General features: G+C 36.9%; 19 protein-coding genes and 1 riboswitch. Of the genes, 1 reads left to right on the top strand and 18 read right to left on the bottom strand.

Translation table 11 applies throughout. The features are described 5' to 3' along the window. Nucleotides 1-25: 25 nt before the first annotated feature. The 6 genes from O7776_RS08795 to O7776_RS08770 all read right to left on the bottom strand — a co-directional run bounded on the left by O7776_RS08795 (nucleotide 26) and on the right by O7776_RS08770 (nucleotide 5,625). Complete coding sequence (locus O7776_RS08795) at nucleotides 26-808, bottom strand: DeoR/GlpR family DNA-binding transcription regulator (protein ID WP_274310222.1); 783 nt, start codon at nucleotides 806-808, stop codon at nucleotides 26-28. 27 nt (nucleotides 809-835) lie between these two features. After that, nucleotides 836-1,849, bottom strand: a complete 1,014-nt coding sequence (locus O7776_RS08790; RefSeq protein ID WP_274310221.1) for an ABC transporter ATP-binding protein — start codon at nucleotides 1,847-1,849, stop codon at nucleotides 836-838. Further along, a complete protein-coding gene (locus O7776_RS08785; protein WP_274310220.1) occupies nucleotides 1,849-2,721 on the bottom strand; it encodes an ABC transporter permease in 873 nt (290 codons plus the stop codon). The genes O7776_RS08790 and O7776_RS08785 overlap by 1 nt, the downstream gene beginning before the upstream one ends. Next, nucleotides 2,718-3,572, bottom strand: coding sequence for an ABC transporter permease (locus O7776_RS08780; protein WP_274310219.1), 855 nt, complete (start codon nucleotides 3,570-3,572; stop codon nucleotides 2,718-2,720). The genes O7776_RS08785 and O7776_RS08780 overlap by 4 nt, the downstream gene beginning before the upstream one ends. 111 nt (nucleotides 3,573-3,683) lie before the next feature. After that, nucleotides 3,684-4,523, bottom strand: coding sequence for an alkaline phosphatase family protein (locus O7776_RS08775; protein ID WP_274310218.1), 840 nt, complete (start codon nucleotides 4,521-4,523; stop codon nucleotides 3,684-3,686). Next, on the bottom strand, nucleotides 4,513-5,625 hold the full coding sequence (locus O7776_RS08770; RefSeq protein WP_274310217.1) for an ABC transporter substrate-binding protein: 1,113 nt from the start codon (nucleotides 5,623-5,625) through the stop codon (nucleotides 4,513-4,515). Before O7776_RS08770 ends, O7776_RS08775 begins: the two co-directional genes overlap by 11 nt. 472 nt (nucleotides 5,626-6,097) lie before the next feature. Here O7776_RS08770 and O7776_RS08765 point away from each other — a divergent pair, with 472 nt between their 5' ends. Continuing rightward, entirely contained in the window at nucleotides 6,098-6,880 is a 783-nt protein-coding gene (locus tag O7776_RS08765) for an alpha/beta fold hydrolase (protein WP_274310466.1), read from the top strand. Between the two features lie 324 nt (nucleotides 6,881-7,204). On the opposite strand, the gene O7776_RS08760 is transcribed toward O7776_RS08765, so the two are convergent. The 12 genes from O7776_RS08760 to O7776_RS08700 form a co-directional block, all read right to left on the bottom strand. Next, nucleotides 7,205-7,975 carry an ABC transporter ATP-binding protein gene (locus O7776_RS08760; RefSeq protein WP_274310216.1) on the bottom strand — a complete coding sequence of 257 codons (771 nt, stop codon included), beginning with the start codon at nucleotides 7,973-7,975 and terminating at the stop codon, nucleotides 7,205-7,207. Then, on the bottom strand, nucleotides 7,957-8,895 hold the full coding sequence (locus O7776_RS08755) for an ABC transporter ATP-binding protein (protein ID WP_274310215.1): 939 nt from the start codon (nucleotides 8,893-8,895) through the stop codon (nucleotides 7,957-7,959). Before O7776_RS08755 ends, O7776_RS08760 begins: the two co-directional genes overlap by 19 nt. After that, entirely contained in the window at nucleotides 8,895-9,713 is an 819-nt protein-coding gene (locus O7776_RS08750) for an ABC transporter permease (protein WP_274310214.1), read from the bottom strand. The genes O7776_RS08755 and O7776_RS08750 overlap by 1 nt, the downstream gene beginning before the upstream one ends. Then, the gene (gene nikB, locus O7776_RS08745) at nucleotides 9,710-10,654 is read right to left on the bottom strand and encodes a nickel ABC transporter permease (protein WP_274310213.1); all 945 of its coding nucleotides are present in this window, start codon (nucleotides 10,652-10,654) and stop codon (nucleotides 9,710-9,712) included. The genes O7776_RS08750 and nikB overlap by 4 nt, the downstream gene beginning before the upstream one ends. 59 nt (nucleotides 10,655-10,713) lie before the next feature. Then, nucleotides 10,714-12,336: a nickel ABC transporter substrate-binding protein gene (gene nikA, locus O7776_RS08740; RefSeq protein WP_274310212.1), complete on the bottom strand. Its 1,623-nt coding sequence runs from the start codon at nucleotides 12,334-12,336 to the stop codon at nucleotides 10,714-10,716. Between the two features lie 118 nt (nucleotides 12,337-12,454). Then, a riboswitch (cobalamin riboswitch) is annotated at nucleotides 12,455-12,641 on the bottom strand. 236 nt (nucleotides 12,642-12,877) lie between these two features. Beyond that, on the bottom strand, nucleotides 12,878-13,861 hold the full coding sequence (locus O7776_RS08735; protein ID WP_274310211.1) for an alpha/beta fold hydrolase: 984 nt from the start codon (nucleotides 13,859-13,861) through the stop codon (nucleotides 12,878-12,880). Between the two features lie 300 nt (nucleotides 13,862-14,161). Further along, nucleotides 14,162-15,898, bottom strand: a complete 1,737-nt coding sequence (locus tag O7776_RS08730; RefSeq protein WP_274310210.1) for an ABC transporter ATP-binding protein — start codon at nucleotides 15,896-15,898, stop codon at nucleotides 14,162-14,164. Next, on the bottom strand, nucleotides 15,895-17,658 hold the full coding sequence (locus O7776_RS08725; protein WP_274310209.1) for an ABC transporter ATP-binding protein: 1,764 nt from the start codon (nucleotides 17,656-17,658) through the stop codon (nucleotides 15,895-15,897). Before O7776_RS08725 ends, O7776_RS08730 begins: the two co-directional genes overlap by 4 nt. A 236-nt stretch (nucleotides 17,659-17,894) precedes the next feature. Beyond that, on the bottom strand, nucleotides 17,895-20,804 hold the full coding sequence (locus O7776_RS08720; RefSeq protein WP_274310208.1) for an S-layer homology domain-containing protein: 2,910 nt from the start codon (nucleotides 20,802-20,804) through the stop codon (nucleotides 17,895-17,897). Between the two features lie 1,037 nt (nucleotides 20,805-21,841). After that, nucleotides 21,842-22,372 carry an NADPH-dependent FMN reductase gene (gene ssuE / locus O7776_RS08710; protein WP_274310207.1) on the bottom strand — a complete coding sequence of 177 codons (531 nt, stop codon included), beginning with the start codon at nucleotides 22,370-22,372 and terminating at the stop codon, nucleotides 21,842-21,844. Between the two features lie 12 nt (nucleotides 22,373-22,384). Next, nucleotides 22,385-23,707 (bottom strand): LLM class flavin-dependent oxidoreductase, encoded by a 1,323-nt coding sequence (locus O7776_RS08705; protein WP_274310206.1) that lies wholly within the window; start codon nucleotides 23,705-23,707, stop codon nucleotides 22,385-22,387. Nucleotides 23,708-23,720: 13 nt separating this feature from the next. Continuing rightward, complete coding sequence (locus O7776_RS08700; protein WP_274310205.1) at nucleotides 23,721-24,848, bottom strand: LLM class flavin-dependent oxidoreductase; 1,128 nt, start codon at nucleotides 24,846-24,848, stop codon at nucleotides 23,721-23,723. Between the last annotated feature and the right edge of the window lie 7 nt (nucleotides 24,849-24,855).

The following is a 24,855-nucleotide window of genomic DNA, read 5'->3' as shown; positions in this document are numbered from 1 at the left end:
TCTATTGCTCCTTTTAATAAATTGATTATGTTTGAATCAAATTGATTTCCTTTAAACTCGAATGATTTCTCCATTCCTCTGGAAATGATTGCTCGGAGACAATTACATCAACTTTTTCTAGAGGACAAACTTTACAAAATGTGTCGACACCAATTTTAGAATAATCCGTTAGTAATATAACCTGCTTTGATACCTCAACCATTTTGCGTGAAACTAATGATTCATGTAGATGATAATTACTAACCCCACTTTGAATAGAAACACCACCAGCTGAAATAAACGCTTTATCAATATTAAATTGATTTAACATTTGTTCAGTGAGACTGCCACTTATAGATTGCTGCTTTGGATCAATTTGTCCACCTAATAATAGAATTTGTCCTGTAAACTTATTTTGATTGAGCGATTCGGTCAACACAGACGACACAGGAAGAGAATTAGTTAATATCGTAATGTCTTTTTTATTTTCAATACACTGCGCAAATTCAAGCATGGTTGTCCCTACATCAATGATAATCACATCTCCGTTAGAAATGAGTTCTACTGCTTTTTTCCCAACCTTAACTTTCGCTTCTTGATTCATCGTTGCACGCTGTGTAAATGGAGGTTCCTCAAATTCAAAGACTATTTTTATCGCTCCACCGTAAACCTTCTTTAAAAGTCCCTTTTCCTCTAATATCATCAAATCGCGTCGAATCGTTTCCTCTGAAACATTAAATTGATCAACTAATTCCATGACTTTTACTTTGCCTGTTTTATTCAGTTCTTTTAAAATTTCGTTCTTTCTTTCTTCAGGTAATACAGACATATTTCTCGCCCCGTTATCATTTATAATTTATAAAATAATGCACTCTTTCTTCGGTAAGACTATTTGAACACTTGTCCCTTGTTCAAACATTGATCCTTGGTGATGAAGATAGTCTACATAGAAAGAGGACTCTTCTGTTTCTACCTCATATCTTAAAACATTCCCTGTCATAGAAACATCTTTAATAACACCTTTTATGCCCCAGTTCTCTTGTAAATCCAAGCTATCTTCACCAACACGAACTAATTGTAAAACTTCAGGACGAATGGCTACTTCATTTCCTTTTAATTCTGTGCAACGAACGAGTTTACGGAACACTTCCATAGTACAAACATTGTAGTTTCCAATAAACTTTGCAACAAATGTATTGACTGGAGAAGTATAAATTTCCGATGGAGAACCGGATTGTACAACCTGTCCTTTATTCATGACAAAAATTCGATCAGACATCGTCATAGCTTCTTCTTGATCATGCGTAACAAAAATAGTTGTAATATCTAATTCTTTTTGTATTCTCTTTAATTCTTTTTGCAAACTTTTCCTAATTTTAGCATCTAATGCGCTTAAGGGCTCATCCAAAAGCAATACTTTCGGCTCCATGACAAGCGCACGAGCAAGAGCAACCCTCTGCTGTTGTCCACCAGATAATTGATGAGGATAAGACTCCTCTTTTCCTATTAAATCCACCATCTCAATCATCTTGTTCACTCTTGATTTAATATTTTTTACCTTCTTCATTTTAAGACCGTACGCGATATTATCAAAAACGTTCATATTCGGAAAAAGTGCATAAGACTGAAACACCATACCGACTTCGCGCTGACGCGGTGATAAATTTGTAATATCTTTTCCATCAATTAAGATTTTTCCTGTATCAACGTCCTCAAGTCCTGCAATGGAACGTAATAATGTACTTTTTCCGCATCCACTTTGCCCAAGAAGTGTAGCAAATTCACCTTTTTTCAAAGTTATAGAAATATTATTTAATACGACTTGTTTCTCATATCCCTTAGTCACTAGGTCAATAGTTACATAGCTCATTATTTTTCACCTTCTACAGCAGTATTTTTATGACGGTATTGTTTCTTAAAAAATGAAAGAACTCGCTTCTCATTTGACACGACATCATTTTTTTCGTTTTTTAACGTAAGTTTTAATACAATACCTGTTAATAGTAAAACCATTGAGTAATAAGTAATAACAATTGCACTTGTTAAGTGACCGCTGCTGTTTAATTTGTCGGCAAGATAAATTTGAATGGTTTCAAATCGGCCCCCGACAAGCAGATTGGCCATAGCAAACTCACTAAATAAAAGAGCGACTGATAATAAGGTAGACACTAAAATTCCAGATATAATATTTGGGAACACCACTGTACGAAACGCCTGGAATTTTGAGGCACCTAGTAATTCAGCTGCATCAACCAACTGTACTGCATTAAGCGTACGAAGACTGTTACGAATACCTTGATACATAAATGGTAAAATGGTTATGAAATAAGCACCAATTAAAATCCAAGGCGTTCCGGCAATTTGAATCGGTCCATTTGAATATACCTTGATTAATCCAACAGCTCCAACAATAGGAGGAATACCATAAGGAAGCATAGCTACTGCTTGTAGCAATCTTTCCCACTTACTGAAATATACCGTGATGATAAAGATAGTTGGTAGCATAATAACAACACTAAGACCTACAGACATAACAATTAAAAACAGCGTTCTTCGAAAAGCATCATAAAACCGTTCATCTTGAAATAATTCTATATACCATTTCATTGTATAACTCTCAGGTAAAATAGTATGATCCCATTTACCAGCTATTGAGAATAAAAATGTTCCTACAAGTGGAATTAATAAATATATAACTAGTAATCCAACAATCACTTTATGGAAAGTTAATGATACTTTCATCGTAAGTCCCTCCTAATGCGACGCATCATTCGTTCATTGAACCACATCGCCCCTATCATGGTTGTTGCTAGAAGCACTCCCAACGCACTGCCTAGCTGCGGCTTTAATGCAACGTCACTAGCAACTAACGATGCAATTTGCAACGACAATAAGTTATAGTTGCTGCCGACCAATGCATAGGCTGTAGCGTAAGCTCCCATCGCATTAGCAAATAGAATACTGAATGTACCTACAATACTAGGTAAGAGAACTGGAATCCCGATGCGACGCCAAAACGAGAATGATGACCCTCCTAATAAAGAAGAGGCTTCTTTCCATTGCTTCTTAATTCCTTGATAAGATGGATAGATAAGCATAACAGCAAGTGGAATTTGGAAATAAATATAAACGAGAATGAGACCTGTCCACGAATACAAATTAAAATCCGCAAACACTTCCCAACCAAGCTTGGCAAAAAGCAATGTAAACAATCCATTATTTCCAAGTAAAATAATATAAGAAAATGAAAGTGGAATGCCCTCAAAATTCGATGTCATATTAGCAATCATCAATAGTCGGTTTTGTATTTTTTGTGAAAACTTTGTAATTGAATAGGCAGCAATGACAGCAATAATGACAGAAACTACAGCAGAAAATAAGGAAATAACAAGGCTATTTTGAATGGCTTGTAAGTAAAAATCACTTTGAAATATAGTGATATATTGATCAATCGTAACTTGTATTCCATCGTCTGCATAAAAACTATTTTTAATCATTGCCAGTAAGGGCCCTATTTCAAACCCAATCACAAACAAAATAAATGGCAGTAAAAGAGCTAATAAGTAAATTTTTTGTTTTTTTATTTTTCTCAAGACTATTCGCTCCTCTTTGTTCTCTAACAATGGGGAATCGGTTTAACAAACGTACTGTTAAACCAATTCCAGCCTAGCTTCATTCTTCACCTTAATGTTGAATAGGTTAGCCTATTCAACTAGTGATTTACCTTTAAGACCTGGCAACTGATATGAAATCATTTTATCGGACGGCTCAATATTTAAAAGTTCACATACGAGCGGTGCAAAAGCTAATTGTGGAACTACTTCATTATTGTAAACACCAGGCTCAACTTTTGGACTAATAATGAAGAGCGGTACATCACGCTCACCATCCGTTATGCCGCCATGGTTCCCAGTTTCACTCATGCCATGGTCAGATGTAATTAATATGTGATAGCCTTCTTTAATCCAGATTGGCAAAAGTTGTGCCAACAAGCTCCCCACTTTTAAAATTTGTTCACGATATTCTTTCGATTCTGAACCAAAAATTTCTCCTTTTACATCTACACCAAGCGGATGAATATATAAAAAGTGTGGGTCATACTTTCTGCGCAAAGCTTCTGCATCCATTAACACATGACTGTCTGGATAGTCATCATCCCAATAAAATTTTCCGTATTGAATCGGCTTGGACTCATCCTCTTGCTCACGATCTTCAATAAAATGGAATGGCGCGCGATTATACAGTTCGCTTACCCAGTAATACGATGCCGTACCGTTTCTTAAGCCATTATCTTTCGTAAGGTGAAAAAGACTTTTCTCGGTAGATAGACGAACCGCTTGATTAGACGTAATTCCGTTCACTGATGCCGGTGTACCCGTTAGTAACACCTCATATAATGGGCGGGAAAGGCTCGGAAGTTCCGACTTTACTTTATAAAGTGCCGCCTGATTTGTTTCAACTAAATGTTGAATAAATCCAAGAGCTTCACACGCTTTATCATATCTCATACCATCAACAACAATTGCTATTACTTTATTTGACATGGACTAACACCTCTTCTTGCCAAATCTGTGGTAACGTTTTAGCCGTTTCTTCCCACGATTTGTAATCTTCAACTGGCTTTGCATTTTTGTACTGTTCTTCTGGAACCATTTTTTCAGCTACTTCTTTCGGAAGTTCTACATCACGAATTGGACGGGCAAATCCTTTAGCTAAGTTAATTTGTCCTTCATCGCTTAAAATATATTCTCTCGTTGCCATTGCTGCATGAGGATGTTTTGCATATTTGTTAATAATTGTTGCATAACCACTTACTACTGAACCCTCACTTGGAATGCTCACATCAAATTGATCGCGGTTGATTTGTTCAGCGTAACCAAGAGCATTGAAGTCCCATACTAAGGCAACTTCTACTTCCCCTTTTTCGATATTGGCTGGTTTAGCATCTGTTAAGCTTAGACGACCTTGCTTAGCAAGCGTCGCAAAAAAGTCAATTCCTGGTTGAATATTGGTTTCATCACCACCGTAAGCCATCGCAGCAGCAAGAACGGCCATTTGATTCTGTGCACCACGCTGAACATCTCCAACAGTTACTTTATAATCTCCTTTTAATATGTCATCCCAAGATTTTGGCGGATTATCTACTAATTCTTTATTAGTTAAGAAAGCAATCGTTCCTTGGTAGCCAACAACCCAATCTCCGTTATCATCTTTTGCCCAGTCAGGTACCTCGTCCCAATAAGAAGTTTTATAGGCGAGCGTTAATTCTTTTTGTTCCGCAATTGGTCCAAAGGCAACCCCTACATCACCGATATCAGCGGTTGCATTCTCTCCTTCAGATTCCATTTTGGCAATCTCTTCAGCACTAGATAAGTCTGTATCTGTGTGTTCTAATGTATATTTTTTCATTACTTCATTCCACGTTTCTCCCCAGTTAGCCCATGAGTCAGGCATACCGACACTATTAATCGTTCCCTCTTCCGTTGCCTTTGTTTCAATTTCTTTCAGAGTTAACGAACTAGTATCCTTAACAACTGGTGTAGCTTCCTCTTTAGTAGCTCCACAAGCAGCTAATCCTAGTACACTCACCCCTAATACTGCGGCTTGAATAGACTTGTAACAATTCTTCTTGAATCTGTAATTCATAAAAAATGCCTCCCTTAAACGTGGTTTTTTTACCGTTTATTACTGTTTGTTACGGTTTAATAATAATCTGATAGTTTTAATACTTCGTTAATCCCACATTAAGACTTTGTAAATCAAGTTTAATTTTCTCCAGTTTCATTATTTTGGTGTCCGTATGAACGATTGTTATCAGAAACAAACCGTTTTGTTGTTGGTAGTATTAATCAACTTATTCGTAGTAATGGTTTGCTTCAAAGCCACGGGGATTTGAGTGCAACTAAATTGTAGACTCCTTAAATTCTCACTCAGTTCACCTTTCCCCCAAGCAATAAGAACCCAAAATAAAAAGAGCAGCAAAAAGCTACTCTTTTTTTATATGTTCGCAGAATTCCCCTGAAATTAATTGTGTTATCGTTTCGGCTAGATTTTCACCGATGTTCCCCTAGTTGAGTACCTTATTATTGAAACACTATAATTAAACGGAGGGAACAACATAGGATACTTTGTTACAGTGGAACCTGATGTAAGAATATATGTAGAGGATGTAAACCCGCAGGGAAATAAAACGATTTTATTTATTCACGGTTGGCCATTAAATCATAAGCAGTTTGAATATCAATTTAATGTTCTTCCAGCAATGGGATATCGATGTATTGGGATTGACTGGAGGGGGTTCGGTAATTCGGATAAACCATTCAATGGGTACAATTTTGACAGAATGGCAGATGATATCCATGCGGTAGTAGAAGCGTTGCAGTTAAAAGACTTCACACTAGCAGGGCACTCCACAGGAGGCGCGATCTCGATTCGATATATGGCTCGATATAAAGGTTATGGCGTTTCAAAACTTGTCTTAATAGACGCTCAATCTCCATCTAGTGTACAAGAAGATGTAGCAAATACGTTCATTACTGAAACACTTAATGATCGTCCTAATATGTTGGGGAGACTAACCGACACTTTCTTCTTCCAGTATATCACTATTCCATTATCTGACTGGTTCTTTCAGCTAGGCTTACAAGCTGCGGGTTGGTCGACTGCCGCGGTCATGATGTCATTAAGAGATGAGAATGTGTACAATGATCTTGGTAAAATATTAGTTCCTACGCTAATTATTCACGGCATACATGATAGAGTTGTTCCTTTTAAAAATGCACAAGAAACAAACAAATTGATAAGAAATTCACAGCTCGTTCCATTTCAATATAGCGGCCATGCTCCTTTCTATGAAGAACGTGACAAGTTCAATCAGCTACTAATCCAATTTATTGGTTGATTGTTCAATTTACCGCTTATATCATGTGCGGTCTTTTCTTTTTATCAAAAATCAACAATGAATGAAAACAGAGCCTTTCCCATTAGTTCAATAAGAAAGAAATAGTAGCATAAGCAGTAAGGTAACCTCGCCTATATTTTAGCATAAATATCCAATCCCCCTAATGAGTTATTTTAGTAAAGAACAGATATATAAAGAAAAAGCGCAATTTCTACTCTAGAATCGCGCCTTTTATTGTAAATCGTTCAGTTTCTATTAGCTGGTTTTATTGAAAAAAAATATACTTTGTCATCTTTTAATAGGTAAGACGTATCGTAGCATTTTTTAGAATAGAGTTGGCAACCTCGCGATAAGTAATTTTTTTGACTGATGTTCTGTCAGCTCTTCTACTCTATTCACCTGCTCTATAATCGTTCCTTTATGCATAACAGCAATCTGATCTGCTAAATAAGACACTGCTTGTAAATCATGCGATATAAAAATATACGATAAATGAAGTTTTTCCTTTAACTGCTTCAATAAATGGAGTATTTCAACTTGAATAATTGCATCTAGTGCACTAATAGGTTCATCTAGTATAATGAGCCTCGGCTTCAAAGCAATGGCTCTTGCAATATTTATTCGTTGAAGTTGCCCACCACTCAATTCGCTTGGTCGCTTTTCACCATACTCTTCATGTAAACCTACCATTGAAAGAAGTTCATTTATATAGGCTTGTTCTTCTACCTTAGTGAGCTTTTGATAATTTCGAAGGGGTTCGGCAATTATCTGTTTCACTGTCATCCGAGGATTCACTGCACCATAGTAATCCTGAAAAACAACTTGTATTTCTCGACGTATAGTAGAGGGGATTTTCTTAGTCCTATAAAGCTCCGTTCCATCTACAGTAATACACCCAGAACAAGGGCGTTCAACGCCAAGAATCATACGACCTAACGTACTTTTCCCAGAACCACTTTCTCCAACAAGTCCTAAGCATTCTCCGGTATTTAAAGAAAGTGAAACATCTGAAACTGCATCGAAGGTCACTTTCTTTTGCATAAACGATCCAACAAGATAGCTTTTAGCCACATGTTCTACTTCGAGGAAGGACATACTGACATACTCCTTTCAATCTGTATACAACGTACTTGATGATGCGGTGCCACTTCTAATAGTGGAGGTAGAGATTGACAGGAAACTTGAGCAAAAGGGCAAGCAGCAAAATAGGGACAGCTATTATGTTGCACTATATTATTTTCTATTTTCTGGCTATTTTCTCGTCCAATTTCCGATTGTAAAAGGCGCTTTGTATAGGGATGTTTTGCTGATTTTATAAGCGTTGTTAGTGGTGCCTGCTCTACAATAAAGCCCTTGTACATCACCGCTATTTCATCTGCTATGTATTGAATAACTGCGAGATCATGTGAAACGAGTAGCATACCGACATTTGTCTGTTCAACAATAGCTTTTAATTCCTTTAGTACGGTAAGTTGATTCGTTGTATCAAGAGCTGTTGTAGGTTCGTCTGCGATAATATAGGCTGGTTCTAATGCTAATGTCATCGCCATCATAATCCGCTGAAGCATACCACCACTTAACTGAAATGGATATTGCGAAAGAATCTGCAAAGGTGGTAGCCCCATTTTTTCTAAATTGGCCACGGCTATGGCCTTAGCCTGCCGTTTTGTAATAGCTTGATGTGCACGAATCGTTTCGATAAAGTGACGTTCAATTGTACGTACAGGATTAAATGCACTCATAGGTCTTTGCATGATAATAGCAATTTGTTCTCCACGTAATCGACGTAATTCTTTTTTTGAAAAGGTTTTGAGTTCTTTTCCATGATGAGAAATATTACCTGACCATGTTACTCCTTCTGGCAATAAATCGACAAGCGCCATCGCTGTCATTGTTTTACCTGAGCCACTTTCACCGACTAAACCTAATACTTTGCCTTGTGTTAATTGAAAAGAAGCATCTCTTACGACAGTAGCTTCCTTAGTCTTTATCGTTAACTGTTGCACTTCAATCATTAAAGTCTCCTTTCTACCTGTAGCCATTGTCGCAATGATTCACCAAATACATTAAATGAAATAACGACGAGAAAAATTATTAAACCTGGATACATCATTAGCATCGGGTGACTTCTAAAATATGGCTTACTATCATTTATCATCATGCCCAATTCCGCATATGGTGGCTGTACGCCCAGTCCGAGGAAGGACAGACCTGAAATTGATAAAATAACTCCACCAATATCCATGAAAAGTAAAACAATGACAGACGCTAAAATTGTAGGAACGATATGCTTTATGGCGATTTTAAATGGGCTTGTTCCACAAATACGAGCAGCCATAACAAACGATCGTTCCTTCACACTTAGTACCATCCCTCGAATAAATCGTGCGTAAAAGACCCACTGTACACAGACCATCGCTAAAATTAAATGCCCATAGCTAGGACCAAGCATCCCAACAAATGCTAACGATAATAAAAAGCTTGGAAAAGCCATCAACATATCACAAATACGTATAAACCAAGTATCTACAATTCCACCCATATATCCCGCAAAAATACCTATTGGCACACTGATACAGAAAGTAATGCTCATCACGATAAATGCAGTAATTAAAGATGTGCGTGCGCCAAATAATAGGCGCGACAGTTGACAACGCCCTAAATGATCTGTGCCAAGTGGATAGTCCTTAGAAGTTGGCTGTAGTTTTTGTGTCAAATCTACATAATTTGGATCATTTGGAGCTATGAACGGTACAAAAATTGCAACAGCTGTAAAAAATACAATGACTGTCGCACTGACAATTAATATAGAATGCTGGCGAAATGTCTTCATTTTATCCGATCACCTGCCAGTCGAATGCGTGGATCTAGCCAGCCACAAAGAATATCTACTATTAAATTTGTTAGGAAAAAAACAATTCCTAATAGTAAAACGCAAGCTTGGATCATTGGATAATCCTGATTGACAATCGATTCTACTATTAATTGTCCCATACCTGGCCAAGCAAAAATGTTCTCCACAATTATCGTCCCTCCAAGCATATTACCAAAGCTCATGCCAAGGCCAGTTAATGTTGGGGAAGCTGCTTTTTTAAGAATATGCCGCCAAACAATTGTACGCTCTTTCAAACCACGTGCCTGTGCATATAATACAAACGGCTCCTCCAACACTTCGATTGTACTGGCTCTTATTAAACGTAAATAGGTTCCAATATAACCAAGTGCCAATGTCGTTGCTGGTAACACAAAATGCGCAGCTGATCCCTTGCCAAGTACAGGTAATAAGTCAAGTTGCAACGAGAAAAAGTAAATGAGCAAAAAACCTAACCAAAATGTGGGCAATGACACACTACTAAAAGCAAAAAATTGCGTCATTCGGTCAAACCATTTCCCTCTATGTAAAGCAGATATAACTCCTAGTGGTATACTGCAAACAATAATCAGTAAAAACGCAACTGCTGTTAATTGTAAAGTTGGTATAAAATGAAGCATCATTTCATCTAAGACCGACCGCTTTGATATTAAGGACGTTCCAAAATCAAATTGCAGTACATTTGTTAGCCATTGTACATATTGCATGACAAGTGGCTGATCTAGTCCCATTTCAGCACGTATCGCTTGAACAGTTTCTTCAGAAGCCTGAATATTTGATACGCGTAAATACGTTAATACAGGATTACCTGGTATTAGCTGTATAAGCAAAAACGTAATGATCGACAAACCAAAAATGGACGGTATTGCCCCTAGCAATCGTTTGTATATAAAACGAATCATAAGTCAACGCCTCTCTATAGAACAAACGCCCATTCCGAAAAGAAATGGGCGCAATTAATTTAGTCTTTCATATCAATAGTTGTTGTTGGTATTTCTACTTCTTGTGGCAAGAAGTCTACACCCATTATATTTTTCTTGTAAACTGCGATATTTGATTGATATGAAATTGGTAAATAGACAGCTTCCTCATGAAGCATCGTTAAAATTTGATGATATTGTTTAATACGATCCTCTTCTGTTGTTGTTAATAATACTTGTTTAATACGCGTATCCAACTCTTTTTTAAAGGATAAGCCAGATAATGCATAGTAATCTGGGCCACCACCAGAAGAATCGGTTGTGATGGAAGCTAAATAAGAGTGCGGATCAAAAGGTACCGCCCAAGTTGCAGTGAATAACATATCATAGTTGCCATCAAATGCCGTTGTCCAGAATGTATTTGATTCTTGACTTGTTAATTTCACATCGACGCCAATTTTACGTAAGTCCCCTTGCACAAATTCCGCTATTGACTTTTGAATATTGTCCGTACTTATGAATAACAATTCGAGTTGTAAAGGTTGACCATCCTTTTCTCGGAATTCCTTACCCTCTATAGTTTTCCAGCCTGCTTCATCTAATAAAGCTTTTGCTTTCTCCACATCATACTCATACGGATCAACTTCTACATTTGTATAGGCTAAATTTTGCGGGAATAACGTATCCGCTTTGTTTTCTATTCCATAGAAAATATTATCGATGACCGCATCCTTATCGAAAGCGTGCTGCAGCGCAAGTCGTATATTTTTATCACTCATTGTTTCACGATTCGTATTGAATAACAGTGTACGGGTAGCCGTAGGTTCTGAAATTTTTGTTTCATATTTTCCAGATTCTTTTAAAAACTTAAAGGAATCTGGGCTAATTACACCATTGCCAAAAATCATATCCAGTTCACCTTTTTCAAAGGCTAACACGCGAGATTCACCGTCTGTGATTACTTTGACAACTACTTCATCTACTTTAGGCTTTTCACCCCAGTAATTATCGTTACTCTCAAAAATAGCGTACTCATTTTCTTTGTGTTCTTTTAATACCCATGGGCCAGTACCAATTGGCGCAGTTAAACCATTCTTATATGTATCCATACTTGCTGGGAAAGCTGATTCTGCAACAAAACGTAGTGGTCGCACATACGTTAATTCTTGGAGAGTTGGATAATAAGCATTATGTAACGTTAATTTAAATGTATAGTTATCGATTACTTCTGTTGTTTTAATTTGATTAATCAATTCAATCCAATCATGCTGTTCACGGTTGGCAAGTACGGTATCAAAATTTTTCTTCACTATTGCTGCATTAAAAGCGGAGCCATCTGAGAACTTCACATCATCACGCAAATGGAATATATACTCTTTCCCATTCTCCGATACATCCCAGCTCTTTGCTAGCCACGGCTTAATTTCTCCATCTTTACCATAATAGACAAGAGATTCATAAACCATTGCTTGCGAGAAAAACTCGTTTGGAAAATAAGTGTGGGGATTTAAATCACCAATATCCCCAGACCAAGAAAAAGTAAATACTTTCTTGTCATCTTTTGTAGCTGCTGTTTCTTTTTCATCCTGTTGAGAACATCCAGCAAGCGATAATATAATAGTCATCAAAATGAGGGAAACTGCCCATATACTACTATTTTTCATTTCTTCACCCCTAATTTTTTCATAAAAAAAAGTATTTTTAACAGATACAGTTAAAAATACATCACAATTCTATATTAAGTATTTCTTACAGCACCTCCCTATTCTCCGTAGGTTCAACGGTATCTCTATTAAATAGGCAGGTATTCTGACTGAGGTTCAACATCTTTTGTGCCTTCCCAGATATCAAGACCCAGTGACATTTACAAAAGACTCCCCTTTACAGCGGCGGGACCGTATCGGATTTTCACCGATTTCCCTTTTAAGTATCTATGTAACATAGATACACCTATTCGACACAATATTTAGTTTTCTCTCAACTATCCTACTACAAAAAGAAATAAATATCAAAATGATAATAACACACCAATTGATACGTTGCCTAAAAACGCAGAATCCGATATCTCTTTGTTTCTGAAATGCATCTCATTTTTTTACCTTCATGAATAGGTTAAAGAGTTCCTCAATTATCTTGCCCTTTAATGAAAATGAGCACTTATCCTTGTTCAAGGATAGTGCTCTTTTGCTGAAGAAAAAAGTATTACTAATTTGTTATTATTAATGAATCTATGAATTCATTAACTTGTTTGCTCATTTCTTTGTAACGAGTCCAGTGGAGATAATGATGTCCTTCTAATGTTACAATTTTACTTGAAGGAGAATTACTTAATTGCGTTTCATAAAAAGTCACATTGTTTTTACCATCCTCTGTAACCTTATCTTTTTTCGTAGCAAATAATAAAACTGGCATATTGGAAGGGAAAGTCATATCAACTGTTTTGTCAATATTATTTTTAATTTCATTAGCTTCATTAACAACGCTTTTGTTTCCCCCCTTCCAAGCGGAGATAGCCTTGGTCATTTTTAAGTTTTCTTCAGAATATGTACCATCATCAGCAATAGGTAAAAAACCTTCAGGATTTATATATAACGCGAGTCTTGCTATTCCTGTTGGTGCTACGTATCTTAAAAATTTAGGTAGCGTCGGGGCAGGTTCATTAAAATACTCAATAGCTTGTGGGAAAAGAGCATCAATCCCAATAACTGCATCAATCTCAGCAGGATATTTATTAGCATAATACAGACTATAAATTCCTGATACGGAATGGGGCATTAAAATATATGGACCATCAATATTGGCTTTCTTTAGAGCAATTCTAATTTCTTCTACGATGTTTTCTACAGTTCGTTCTTTTGTCGTTAAATCACTCCATCCATAACCAAAATTTTCTACCACGACAACTTTATTGTTTTTGGCCATTTCATTTATTAAGGGTTCAAAATCTAATACAGGTGCGGTTGTGCCTAGTCCGCTTAATAAAACAATGGTGTTCACCCCATCTCCTTTTGTATAAACGTGCATATTTTGATTATCGACTTCTACTATTTGACCAATTGGTGGATATTGTGTTTGCTCATAAACCTTCAAGACGTGGTGAAAAACAATCCATACAAGGAATAATGCTACTATTGTTAATAAAATATTTCTTATAATAATCCAAGTTCTAAATTTTCTTTTTGCTTTCATTACTAATATAAATCCTCTCTATTTATTATATAATTTCACAATAATGGAAATAAAGTAGTGGTTCCATCGTTTAACTATACATCCTTCTTACAAGTTTGAAAGATTTCTCATTTATTCAATAATCTGGCCCTTTAATAAAAAAACACTTTCCTAAACTAAGGAAAGCGCCTGATTGTTGAAGATCATTTTTCTATTAAAGCCCCTGTTAGTTGAAGTTTAGAAACGATTAAAAAGGCAGATTATACCTTAGACTTTCAAAAAAGGCCACGCTCACGAAAAATTATAAGGGCTATAATTTTTTTATTGATATATTAAAGAATTATTATCTTTCATTTCATTCATCACTAATTCATAATATAATGATTTATTATTTAATAATTCAGAATGACAACCTTGTTCTACAATTTCCCCCTTATCGATAACAAATATTATATCTGAATCTTTAATAGTAGAGAGTCGATGAGCAATAATAATTGTAGTTTTATTTTCTCTAATCATTGCAAGATTTTTATGAATGATTTTTTCTGTATTTACATCTAATGCCGATGTAGACTCGTCTAAAATTAATACCTCTGGATCTCTAATTAAGGCACGAACTAATGCTAACCTTTGTTTTTCACCGCCGGAAATAGTTATTCCACGCTCCCCTAATGAACTATCATACTTATCCGGCAATTTCTGGATAAAATTATCGATACACATTGCTTTGGCTAAATCTATTATTTGATTATCTGTTATTCGATTATACCCCAGTAATAAGTTATCTCTTATAGTACCTGGAAATATGTATGGATCTTGAAAAACAATACTAACTTTCGATTTCCATGTATCATTAGAAATATCATTAATATTGATATTATTTGCCATTATACTTCCCTCTTCAACCTCATATAAGCTTTCAAGTAAACTTCCAATAGTTGATTTTCCACTACCACTAAGTCCAACTAAAGCTATTTTCTTTCCTACTGGTATATCTATAGAAAAATTTTTTAATATAAATTTTTCCCCTGAATTATAACGAAAAGAGATGTTATTAATTGTTAATGACTCAATTGAGGAAATTGTTTTAGTATTATCTGTTCGCTTTGGTTTTGTATTTAACCAATTACTAATATTTTCAACTGAAGCCATCTTACCTGAAAATGAAAATACTAAATTGTATACTTTTACAAACGAGTGGAGCAGTTCTAAAGTCAGTTGGTAGATCACAACTAATAATCCAATTGACATTACCCCCTTAAATACAAGGTATCCCCCATAACCAATTACAATTATCTGTGCAATGGAAGTTATAGATTCTAATGAAAACACCATTTTTATCTTCAGCTTTCCTTCCATCATTATACATTTAAAATATTGAATAAAACGGTTTTGATATCTCGCTTTTTCCCAATCCCCACGATTATTTGCTATTACATCACGAGTAGATGTTATGCATTCTTCCAATACAATTAGTAGTGAAGATTTTTTATTTTGAATATCTTTCGAAACTTTTTTTTGCTCATTGGATAACTTTTTTCCAGTTTTAATATAGAAAAGAGATAAAATAAGGATAGAAAAGAAAAGGATAGGAGAAGCCTTTAAAAATAAAACACATATAATAATGGTACTTACAAAGTGCTTTATAATATCTGTAATATCTTCACCTATTAACCTTGCTACAATTGGTATTTCATTTGTAAAAAAATGTACATATCGAGCATTTCTTTCTTTCTGAATTATATTTATTGGCGTACTATACAAAGTTGATAAGCCTTGCTCAACTAATTGATATTTAATACGACCATGAATTTTACTTTGAATATATGGATTAACAACAAATAACATTATGAATATTAAATAACATAATGCAATTAATAGAACATATTTTAAGATTCCACCAAAATCTGATCCCATAATTATTTGATCAATAATATATTGTTGCAAGGTTATTGAGTAAACAAAGCTTATGGATTCAATGATTAATAAAATAATAGAAGTGAAATAGAAGAACTTTTGATTTTTAATATAATTCCAGATCCAATGCATATTCTTCATACGAGCCCAGCTTCTTTCGTTTGTAAAATATATTTCTTATAAAGCCCATTCTTTGCTAGTAACTCCTCATGTGGACCAGATTCTGCAATTATGCCATTATCAAGTACGTATATTCGATCATAATCTCGAATAGTACTTAATCTGTGAGCAATGGTTATTACGGTCTTATCTATTAGAAAACGATCTAAAGATTTTTGTATATGTTTTTCAGTTATATTATCTAAAGCAGAGGTTGGTTCATCCATTATTACTATAGATGGATTCATTAGAAACAGTCTTGCCAAGCCCACTCGTTGTTTGAGTCCACCTGATAAAGTATCCCCTTTTTCATCAACTTTCGTATTATATTGATCCGGTAATTCCAAAATATAGTCATGTAAATGAGCTGCCTTTGATGCCTCAATTAACTCTTCTTCTGTTGCGTTTGGATTTCCAAATAAAATATTCTCTTTTATAGTAGAGCCAAAAATATAAACATCTTGAAAGACAATTCCAATTGATCGTCTAATCGTCTCCAAACTCAGTGAGTTAATAAGGTTGCTATCAATTGAGATTTCCCCAATATTACTGTCATAAAAACGTATCATTAACTTTGCAATTGTAGATTTTCCACATCCTGACTCTCCAACAAATGCTATTTTTTCCCCTGACTTAATATTAAAACTTAAATTTTTTAATATAGTATTATTAGGAGAATAACTAAAGGATACATTTTCGAAATTAATATTTCCTTCTACCTTATCTAATTGTATTGCACCTTCCTTTTCAGTTATTGTTGGTTCAAAGTGTGCAAATTCATAAAGTTTACTCGCTTGAAACATGAGCATTTTTTGCTCCGTTAAAAGAGTAATTACTGTTGTTAATTTATGCATCGTAGCTAAATATAGTAGTAAAAATGAAACAAATTCTCCTGCTGTTATGGTTTCTTCACTTATTAAAAAACAACCAAATATTATAAGAATAATCGCTCCAAAATAATATGTAAAACGTCGAATCGATCCTCTTAAATATGCATACCAATACCGCTTCGAATATAAATTTGTATTGTTCTTTACCTCTTTTAATGTTTTATTTAAATCCCATTCAAAGCTATTAAACACATTCAGTTCTTTGAGTAAAGAGACACTTTCGTAATATTTCTGTCCTAAATTTATTTGACTATCTGCTAGTTTTTGTCCAATATTAGAAGCCTTCTTTTCAATCCTTGGGCCAAATAAATAGTACAGGGATATACAAGGTATTATAGATATACTTAAATATAGACTAATATCTAACATGAGATAAATAGAGATAGTAACAAATAAAACATGTTGTATCATTTCAGGGAAATATCTTCTATATAGCTCTTGTAAAGCTGCAACTTCAGTGTTTACTAACGCAAGTATTGTCCCTGTAGAGTTTTTCTCAAGATAACTGGCACCAAGAATTCGTAATTTTGTTATAATACTCCACTGCAAGTCTCTTACACTATTTTCTTGAATATACCGTTGCAAATATTCTTTTGAAGCTGAAACGATTAACTTTAGTAGTAATACTAAAAAAATTACAAATAGGCAATAAACAAATAATTTTATATTCTTATTTTTTAAAACTTCGTCAATAAAATATCCAAACATTTTGGGAATTATTAGTTCACTTACAGAGATTACTACCCCGCAAATGATTAATAGGAAAACTTTCATTAAATATGGCTTTAAAAAGGATACAACCCATATATAAACCTTAAACAAACTTATTTCTATTGAGCTTTTATTTATCATTCTACCCCTCTTTTTATTCTAAAAATTCACACTATTACAATATTAATACAATCACTTTATCAATTGGAATAAATTGCTATATTGTTGTTCAATTATCGTCCAACGTAACGCTTCCAAAAACAACTCAACCATCTGACATCGATAGAATATCGACACCAGATGGCTGCTTAGTCTTTTTTATAGCTGTCTACTAGACGGGGGTAAGCCCAAATCCTAACTAGTGTAGAATCTCTATTTTATAGGTTTAGTGCTCTGTACATAAACGCCACGAATTGTGCGCGTGTCACTGGCTCGTCTGGATTAAAGCTTCCGTTATCACCTAAGGCAATACCATTCGATTCGAGCGCAGCAATATAGTCATAGCTCCAATGCGTCTTCGAAACGTCTTGGAAGGTACTTGTCCCTCCTGGTGTAAGACCAAATGCAAGCACAATAACTTTTGCCATTTGTGCGCGCGTCATTGGTGCATCTGGATTGAATGCCCCATCCGAACCATCAATGATGCCCGCTTGTTGTAATAATGTAATGGCCTCATAGTACGGGTGATCAGTTGGTACATCACTAAACGATGCAGCATCACGTTTTGCTGTTAACTCGAAAGCACGGGTAAACATCAATGCAACGTGTTGTCGTTGGATTGGCGCATTCGGTCGGAATGTGCCGTCTGGATAGCCTGTGATAATACCATGAGCTGCAATGTCTTCAATCATGACCTTTGCCCAGTTATTCGAAATATCGTTGAATCGATAACTTGGTATTGGTTCTTCTGGTTGCTCTGGCTTTGGCTCTACCGGGGATGGTGCTGGTTGTTCCGGCTTTGGCTCTATTGGTGTTGGACTTGGCTCCGGTGTCGAATTGTAGCCACCGCCACTACTATCTGAACCGTTGCTAGTCTTGTACTCAATTAACGCCATAGATGAAATGCTTGAATTCCCTGCAGCATCACGATATTGCACATAGAGTTTCTTCGGCCCAGTACCACCAATCAAATCCCAGTTTTTTGTAAGCATTACTTTTTCCCATGCTGACCAAGTTAGCTCATCCGTAGAAAAACGCATTTCAGTGACTCCACTTCCTCCCCCGTCAGATGAAGTCAGACTAAGCGTCACAGATTTGCTATTTGTAGTAGCAGAACCATTATTAATAACAAGCGTTCCTGTGGGCGGAGTTCTATCAATGATGAATTGAATCTTTGTTACATTACCTGCCTCATCCGTTACAACAAGCGCATAGATACCATCTTGTGTAACTTCTGTACCGCTAGTAAAGTTTGCTCCATTCAACGTCGCTGTTCCTTCATTGAAGTCAATCGTCTTCTTTACTTTGTAGAATTCACCATCCGCTACTCCCGTCACAATTGGAGATACCTTATCCACATTAAAGCTTACTGTTGTTACATTGCCTGCCTTATCTGTGACAACAAGCGTATAGGCTCCATCTCGATCAATATCTGTATCCTTAGTAAATGCCGCTCCGTTCAATGTCGCTGTTCCTTCGTTGAAGCCTACGGTTACTTTCGAGTTATAAGATTTACCGTCGCTTACTCCCATAACGATAGGTGCTGTCTTATCAATCTCAAAGCTTACTGTTGTTACATTCCCTGCCTCATCTGTGACAACAAGTGTATAGGCTCCATCTTGATCAATCTCTGTATCCTTAGCAAATGCCGCTCCGTTCAATGTCGCTGTTCCTTCGTTGAAGCCTACGGTTACTTTCGAGTTATAAGATTTACCGTCGCTTACTCCCTTAACGATAGGTGCTGTCTTATCAATCTCAAAGCTTACTGTTGTTACATTCCCTGCCTCATCTGTGACAACAAGCGTATAGGCTCCATCTTGATTAATCTCTGTATCCTTAGCAAATGCCGCTCCGTTCAATGTCGCTGTTCCTTCGTTGAAGCCTACGGTTACTTTCGAGTTATAAGATTTACCGTCGCTTACTCCCTTAATGATAGGTGCTGTCTTATCAATTTCAAAGCTTACTGTTGTTACATTGCCAGCCGCATCTGTGACAACCAGAGTATACACACCATCTAGAGCAACCTGTGAACCACTAACAAAAGCAGCTCCGTTTAAAGTTGCAGTCCCTTCGTTAAAAGTAATTTTTTTGCTCGTGTTGTATATTCCACCATTCGCTATTCCCACTACGCTAGGTGCTATCGTATCAATCTTGAAAACCACCGTCGTACTATTGCCTGCTGGATCGCTGACGTTTAACGTATACGTTCCATCCTGTGTGATGTCTGTGCCACTGATATAGGGGCTCCCATTAAGCAATCCGCTGCCTTCGTTAAATAGAGGATTAACTTTGCTGTTATATGCATTGTTATTCACTATATTCGTAATAACAGGAGCTATTGTATCTACTGTAATCGTACTGGTAATGATCGAGTTACTCGTATTTCCAACTCTATCTTTATATTGTACATATACGGTTTTAGCTCCATCACCAGCCGGTAGGACCCATGACTTCCCGTTCAAGTCAGCGATGTTGAACCAACTGGTCTGCCAAGTGCCGTTGATATTAGAAAGGCGCGCCTGATCAACTCCTGAGCCGCTTCCATCCGAATAGGTTCCTTTCAATGTGACTGTAGCCGAATTCGTCCATGCGGCACCATTATTAATGTTCAGTGTACCTGTTGGTGCTGTCTGATCCAATAGAATGGTCTGAGATGAATTGGCTGATACCCCATTATTGGAATCCCTCAATTGCATATAGATGGTCTTAGGTCCATCTCCTCCTGAGAGAGTGAATATTGCTGTATTGCTGAAAGGTAGCCAAGATGCCGTTAATAAATTAGCAACGCTATCCGCAAATCTCATATGGGTAACACTATCCACTGCATCAGCATCTGATCCTGTTACGGATAGATTGACAGTGCTTGCGTTTGTCTCAGCTCCGTCAGCAATCGTGAAGGAACCCGTAGGAGGTGTATTTACCGGACCAGTCTCATAAGTAACGACCAGCTTCGGGCGAAATGCAGCATTCGGAACTTCCAGGGAGTACAATGAAAATCTCCCGCTATCTGCATCGGCTTCATTCCCGTTAAGTGTAAAGGTTATTTGGCGATCAGAACCATCTGTAAAAGCATCGATGGCATTCTTCACATTTAGCGTTATTGTCTGATCCTGAAGATAAGTACCCATCGGCACCTCAGCAGTGCTCTTCGCAGTGAATTTATCTGCATAGGGGCTATTCGTATCTACAGAGGGGAAAGTACCATTGAAATTATGGTCCAATGAATTCGCAGCAGAACCCCTAACTTCCATATACAAATTATGGTTAGGAACTCTGAGAACAGTAGCAACCGTCAGAACCAGCTCTGCTGACACGATAGTCCCCTCTGGCGCCCCTAGATTGAAGGTTACGCCCATTCTGTTCCGAACATTGACGAAGCCGTCATTATTGCTCATGCCGACATAAAGATAACTATCACCTTCATTATCATAAATACCGTTATATTCCGCTTGGCCATTTAATTGCATAGTATCTGCGGTGGCTATATAGGTTCTTGTTACTGTACTTCCAGCAGCAAATGGTGCAAAATCAGGTACTATTACAGATAATAATAAAAATAGTACTACTAATCCCGTACGTTTATTTTTTTTCATACATCAGCTCTCCTTGAACGTTGCTATATACAACACTAATATACTGCATACTTCATTCTCTAGTACTTCAACTAACAGCATCTAGTAAGTAAAATCCTATTTGACATCTAGGTTCGTATTCTAACTATACCTCTGTAATAAAATCCTAAATCCACATATTGAAAGCACCCTTTCTTGTATTTTTAGATACTTATCTTTTCTAAGCGTCTCAACTCCACTAAAGAATAGGATATGATTATGTAATACTGTCGAACGTTAACGGTACGCTTATTTATTTTCAAAAAGATAATAACTTCCCAAAGTAGAACACTCCTATTGCATCATCCTTAAATAGAATAAATAACAAAGGTTAAATTTAGGTTAAAAAAATTTATTATTTTATATTAATAGTGGATTCCTTTATCTATCGACTGTTCAAGATTTATATAATAACGAAATTGTCGCTTGGAAAATTAGTGTGAGAAATGATTTAATTAAATTCTCATTTTATTCAAAATTAAAACAGGTGTTATTAAAAAAGTTACAAACAAAAAACACGAAAGCCATTCTTCAGCTTCCGTGCCCTGTTCCTCCTAAACCCCTACCTTAACCCCACTTACAGTCGAAAAAACATTATCAATACGTGCTGTCGCAGTTTCGTCTAAAGTAAAGCCACCTTCAATACGCGCTACTTGAGAATCGACAATATAAATCGGACAATCGATATTCGTTGCACCTAATATCGATAATACCGGCTTTAACGAATACTCTAATGCTAGTAAATGTGCAATCGAGCCTCCAATTGCCACTGGGAATACTTGCTTTCCTTCTAGCCCTTTTTGTGGTAATAGATCGATAAATGTTTTTAAAATGCCGGTATACGAGCCTTTATAAATCGGTGTTAAAAAGACTACGATGTCAGCCGCGCCAACTTTCACGATTTCCGCTGCAATCGCCTCACTCTTATAGTTCGCTGTAATTAAATCTTCTGCCGGTAACTGATGTACTTGGATCGTTTCTACTTCTATTCCCTTAGCTGTCAAGTTGTTTGCAATATACTGCTCGACACCTGTTAAACGTGACGATACACTATTACCACCATTAATTAAAATTGCCTTTGTCATAATTAAAACCTCCTACACTTTCTGTAGCGCATAGCGTGAAGGTACTTGCTTTAAGCCTAAGTTTTCACGCAGAGTTGTGCCTTCATATTCAGTACGGAATGTACCGCGCTTTTGTAATTCTGGAATGACTAAATCAATGAAATCGGTAAAGCCACCTGGGAAGTATGGCGGCATTAAGTTAAAGCCGTCAGCTGCTTCATTTTCTACCCATTCCTCTAATTGATCGGCAATTTGCGTTGGTGATCCGAAAATGATGCGGTGACCACGTGAGCCAGCGATACGTAAATATAAATCACGAATTGTTAAATTCTCACGCTCGGCTAGTTCAATAATTAACTGCTGGCGACTGCGGTTACCATTTGTCGGAGGAATGTCCTTCGGTAATGGACCATCTAAATCATGATTTGATAGGTCATAGCCTAAGTAATCCGCTAAAAAGTCTAGGCCAATTTCAGGTGTTATGAGCTGTTGTAGCTCCTCATATTTCGCACGTGCTAATTCTTCTGTTTCCGCTACGTACACCGAAACGCCCGGCATAATTTTCACGTCATCACACTCACGACCTGCTGCTACTGCTTTGTCCTTAAGCAGTTTATAAAATTTTTGAGCGTCCTCTAATGTTTGCTGTGCGGTGAAAATCACATCTGCTTGTTTTGCCGCAAGTGTCGTCCCTGAATCCGATGAACCAGCTTGCACTAGTACCGGGCGACCTTGTGGTGGACGGCTTGAATTTAAAGGCCCACGCACAGCATAGTATTCACCTTTATGATGTAATGTGTGTAATTTACCCTTTGTAATAAATTCACCAGTTGCTTTGTTTCGTGCTAATGCGTCATCCTCATAAGAATCCCAAAGACCTTTTACAACTTCAACAAATTCATCTGCACGCTCGTAACGTAACGAGTGGTCTAAATGCTTATCCTGATTGAAGTTGCTCGCCTCTGCTTCATAGTAAGATGTCACGATATTCCAAGCGGCACGGCCACCACTTAAATGGTCTAATGATGAAAACTTACGCGCAATATGGAACGGCTCATTATACGTCGTTGATGCTGTTGCCGTTAAACCGATGTTTTTAGTTACTGTTGATAAGACTGCGTGTAATGTCAGCGGTTCAAAACGAACTTGCTCGGCGGGGTGGGATAATTCATTGAACGATAAGCCGTCACTTAAAAACAGCATATCAAGCTTGCCTTGCTCAGCTTTTATGGCTACTTCTTTAAAGAATTCCACGTTTTCACTCGCATCAGCCTGCGCTTGTGGGTGGCGCCATGAAGCGATATGGTGGCCTGTTCCCATTAAAAACAGCCCTAACTTCATTTGCTTTTTTGTCATCTGTTACACCTCCTTATACCACTTGTTTTTCGCGCTCTGCTAAAATCGCATTGACTAATGGAATTACTTTTGCGCCAATTTCTTCAATTACCTCTAAGTGTGGGAAGCCGCGTAATAATACTTTGTCAAAGCCTAAGTCTACGAATTCCACAACACGCTCTGCAACTTGCTGCGGTGTACCTACTAAAGCAATTGAATTGCCTGATAAAACTTGTGTTAAGCCTGCCCAAATATTTGGTGCGATGACGAAATTATTGTCTTTTGATTCCAGCATGATTTGGTGTAAACGTCCAACACCAACCGCGCCATTTTTCAGCGTATTTTCATGCTTCGCTGCTAATACGCTTGGATCTACTTGGCTAATAATTTTGTTGGCATTGGCAAACGCTTCTTCCTCTGTATCGCCTAACACCACTTGGAAGGACACGCTGTATGAAAGGTCGCGATTTTTTTCCTTCGCTAATTTCACAACTGATTCAAGCTCTTCCTGCGTCGTTTCTAATGTTTCGCCCCACAGCATATAAACATCTGCCAAATCGGTTGCCACTTCTTTGGCGATTTGAGATGACCCTCCGAAGAAAATTGGGGGTGCCTCTTTTAATGGTAACGGTAAGTTTGCACCTTTTAATGTGTAAAATTCTCCGTTGTAATCAAACGTTTCACCGTTAAATAAACGCTTTAAAATTTCAATATATTCACGTGTACGCTTATAGCGATCTGCGTGTGATAAAAAATCGCCATCGTTTTCTAATTCTTTCGGTGCACCACCCGTAACAACATTGACGAATACGCGATTATTCGTCCAGTAATTCACAGATGCGAACTGTTTAGCTAATTGTGTAGGTGCTGTTGAGCCTGGGCGTACTGCAAATAAAAATTTCAAGTTATCTGTATGTGCCGTTAAATGAGCAGCCGCCACTAATGAATCGACGCAGCTACCACCGATTGGTAATAATAATGTAGTGAAGCCCGCTTTTTCTGCTGCTTGCGCTACTTTTGTAATGTATTCCACTGAAGGCTGACGATCTGAATCAACTCCAGCGCCTGACCAAGTTTGTTGATCCTTTTTCGAAGCTTGATTTCCTACATACTCGCTATCGCCTGAAGTTGGCGCCATTGTAATAAATTCCACTTTAGTCACAATCATT

The organism is Solibacillus daqui (genome assembly GCF_028747805.1).
GTDB classification, from domain to species: domain Bacteria; phylum Bacillota; class Bacilli; order Bacillales_A; family Planococcaceae; genus Solibacillus; species Solibacillus daqui.
Note: the sequence above shows the minus strand (reverse complement) of the source record. Positions and strands in the feature narration are given on the sequence as shown.

Coding starts and splice junctions, on each gene's coding strand:
- O7776_RS08755 (WP_274310215.1), bottom strand. CDS start 8,895: ATGATTGAAGTGCAACAGTTAACGATAAAGACTAAGGAAGCTACTGTC.
- O7776_RS08750 (WP_274310214.1), bottom strand. CDS start 9,713: ATGAAGACATTTCGCCAGCATTCTATATTAATTGTCAGTGCGACAGTC.
- O7776_RS08720 (WP_274310208.1), bottom strand. CDS start 20,804: ATGGGTACTTATCTTCAGGATCAGACAATAACGCTAAATGTGAAGAAT.
- O7776_RS08770 (WP_274310217.1), bottom strand. CDS start 5,625: ATGAATTACAGATTCAAGAAGAATTGTTACAAGTCTATTCAAGCCGCA.
- O7776_RS08785 (WP_274310220.1), bottom strand. CDS start 2,721: ATGAAAGTATCATTAACTTTCCATAAAGTGATTGTTGGATTACTAGTT.
- O7776_RS08790 (WP_274310221.1), bottom strand. CDS start 1,849: ATGAGCTATGTAACTATTGACCTAGTGACTAAGGGATATGAGAAACAA.
- O7776_RS08760 (WP_274310216.1), bottom strand. CDS start 7,975: ATGTCCTTCCTCGAAGTAGAACATGTGGCTAAAAGCTATCTTGTTGGA.
- O7776_RS08705 (WP_274310206.1), bottom strand. CDS start 23,707: ATGACAAAAAAGCAAATGAAGTTAGGGCTGTTTTTAATGGGAACAGGC.
- O7776_RS08725 (WP_274310209.1), bottom strand. CDS start 17,658: ATGATAAATAAAAGCTCAATAGAAATAAGTTTGTTTAAGGTTTATATA.
- O7776_RS08730 (WP_274310210.1), bottom strand. CDS start 15,898: ATGAAGAATATGCATTGGATCTGGAATTATATTAAAAATCAAAAGTTC.
- nikA (WP_274310212.1), bottom strand. CDS start 12,336: ATGAAAAATAGTAGTATATGGGCAGTTTCCCTCATTTTGATGACTATT.
- O7776_RS08735 (WP_274310211.1), bottom strand. CDS start 13,861: ATGAAAGCAAAAAGAAAATTTAGAACTTGGATTATTATAAGAAATATT.
- O7776_RS08795 (WP_274310222.1), bottom strand. CDS start 808: ATGTCTGTATTACCTGAAGAAAGAAAGAACGAAATTTTAAAAGAACTG.
- ssuE (WP_274310207.1), bottom strand. CDS start 22,372: ATGACAAAGGCAATTTTAATTAATGGTGGTAATAGTGTATCGTCACGT.
- nikB (WP_274310213.1), bottom strand. CDS start 10,654: ATGATTCGTTTTATATACAAACGATTGCTAGGGGCAATACCGTCCATT.
- O7776_RS08775 (WP_274310218.1), bottom strand. CDS start 4,523: ATGTCAAATAAAGTAATAGCAATTGTTGTTGATGGTATGAGATATGAT.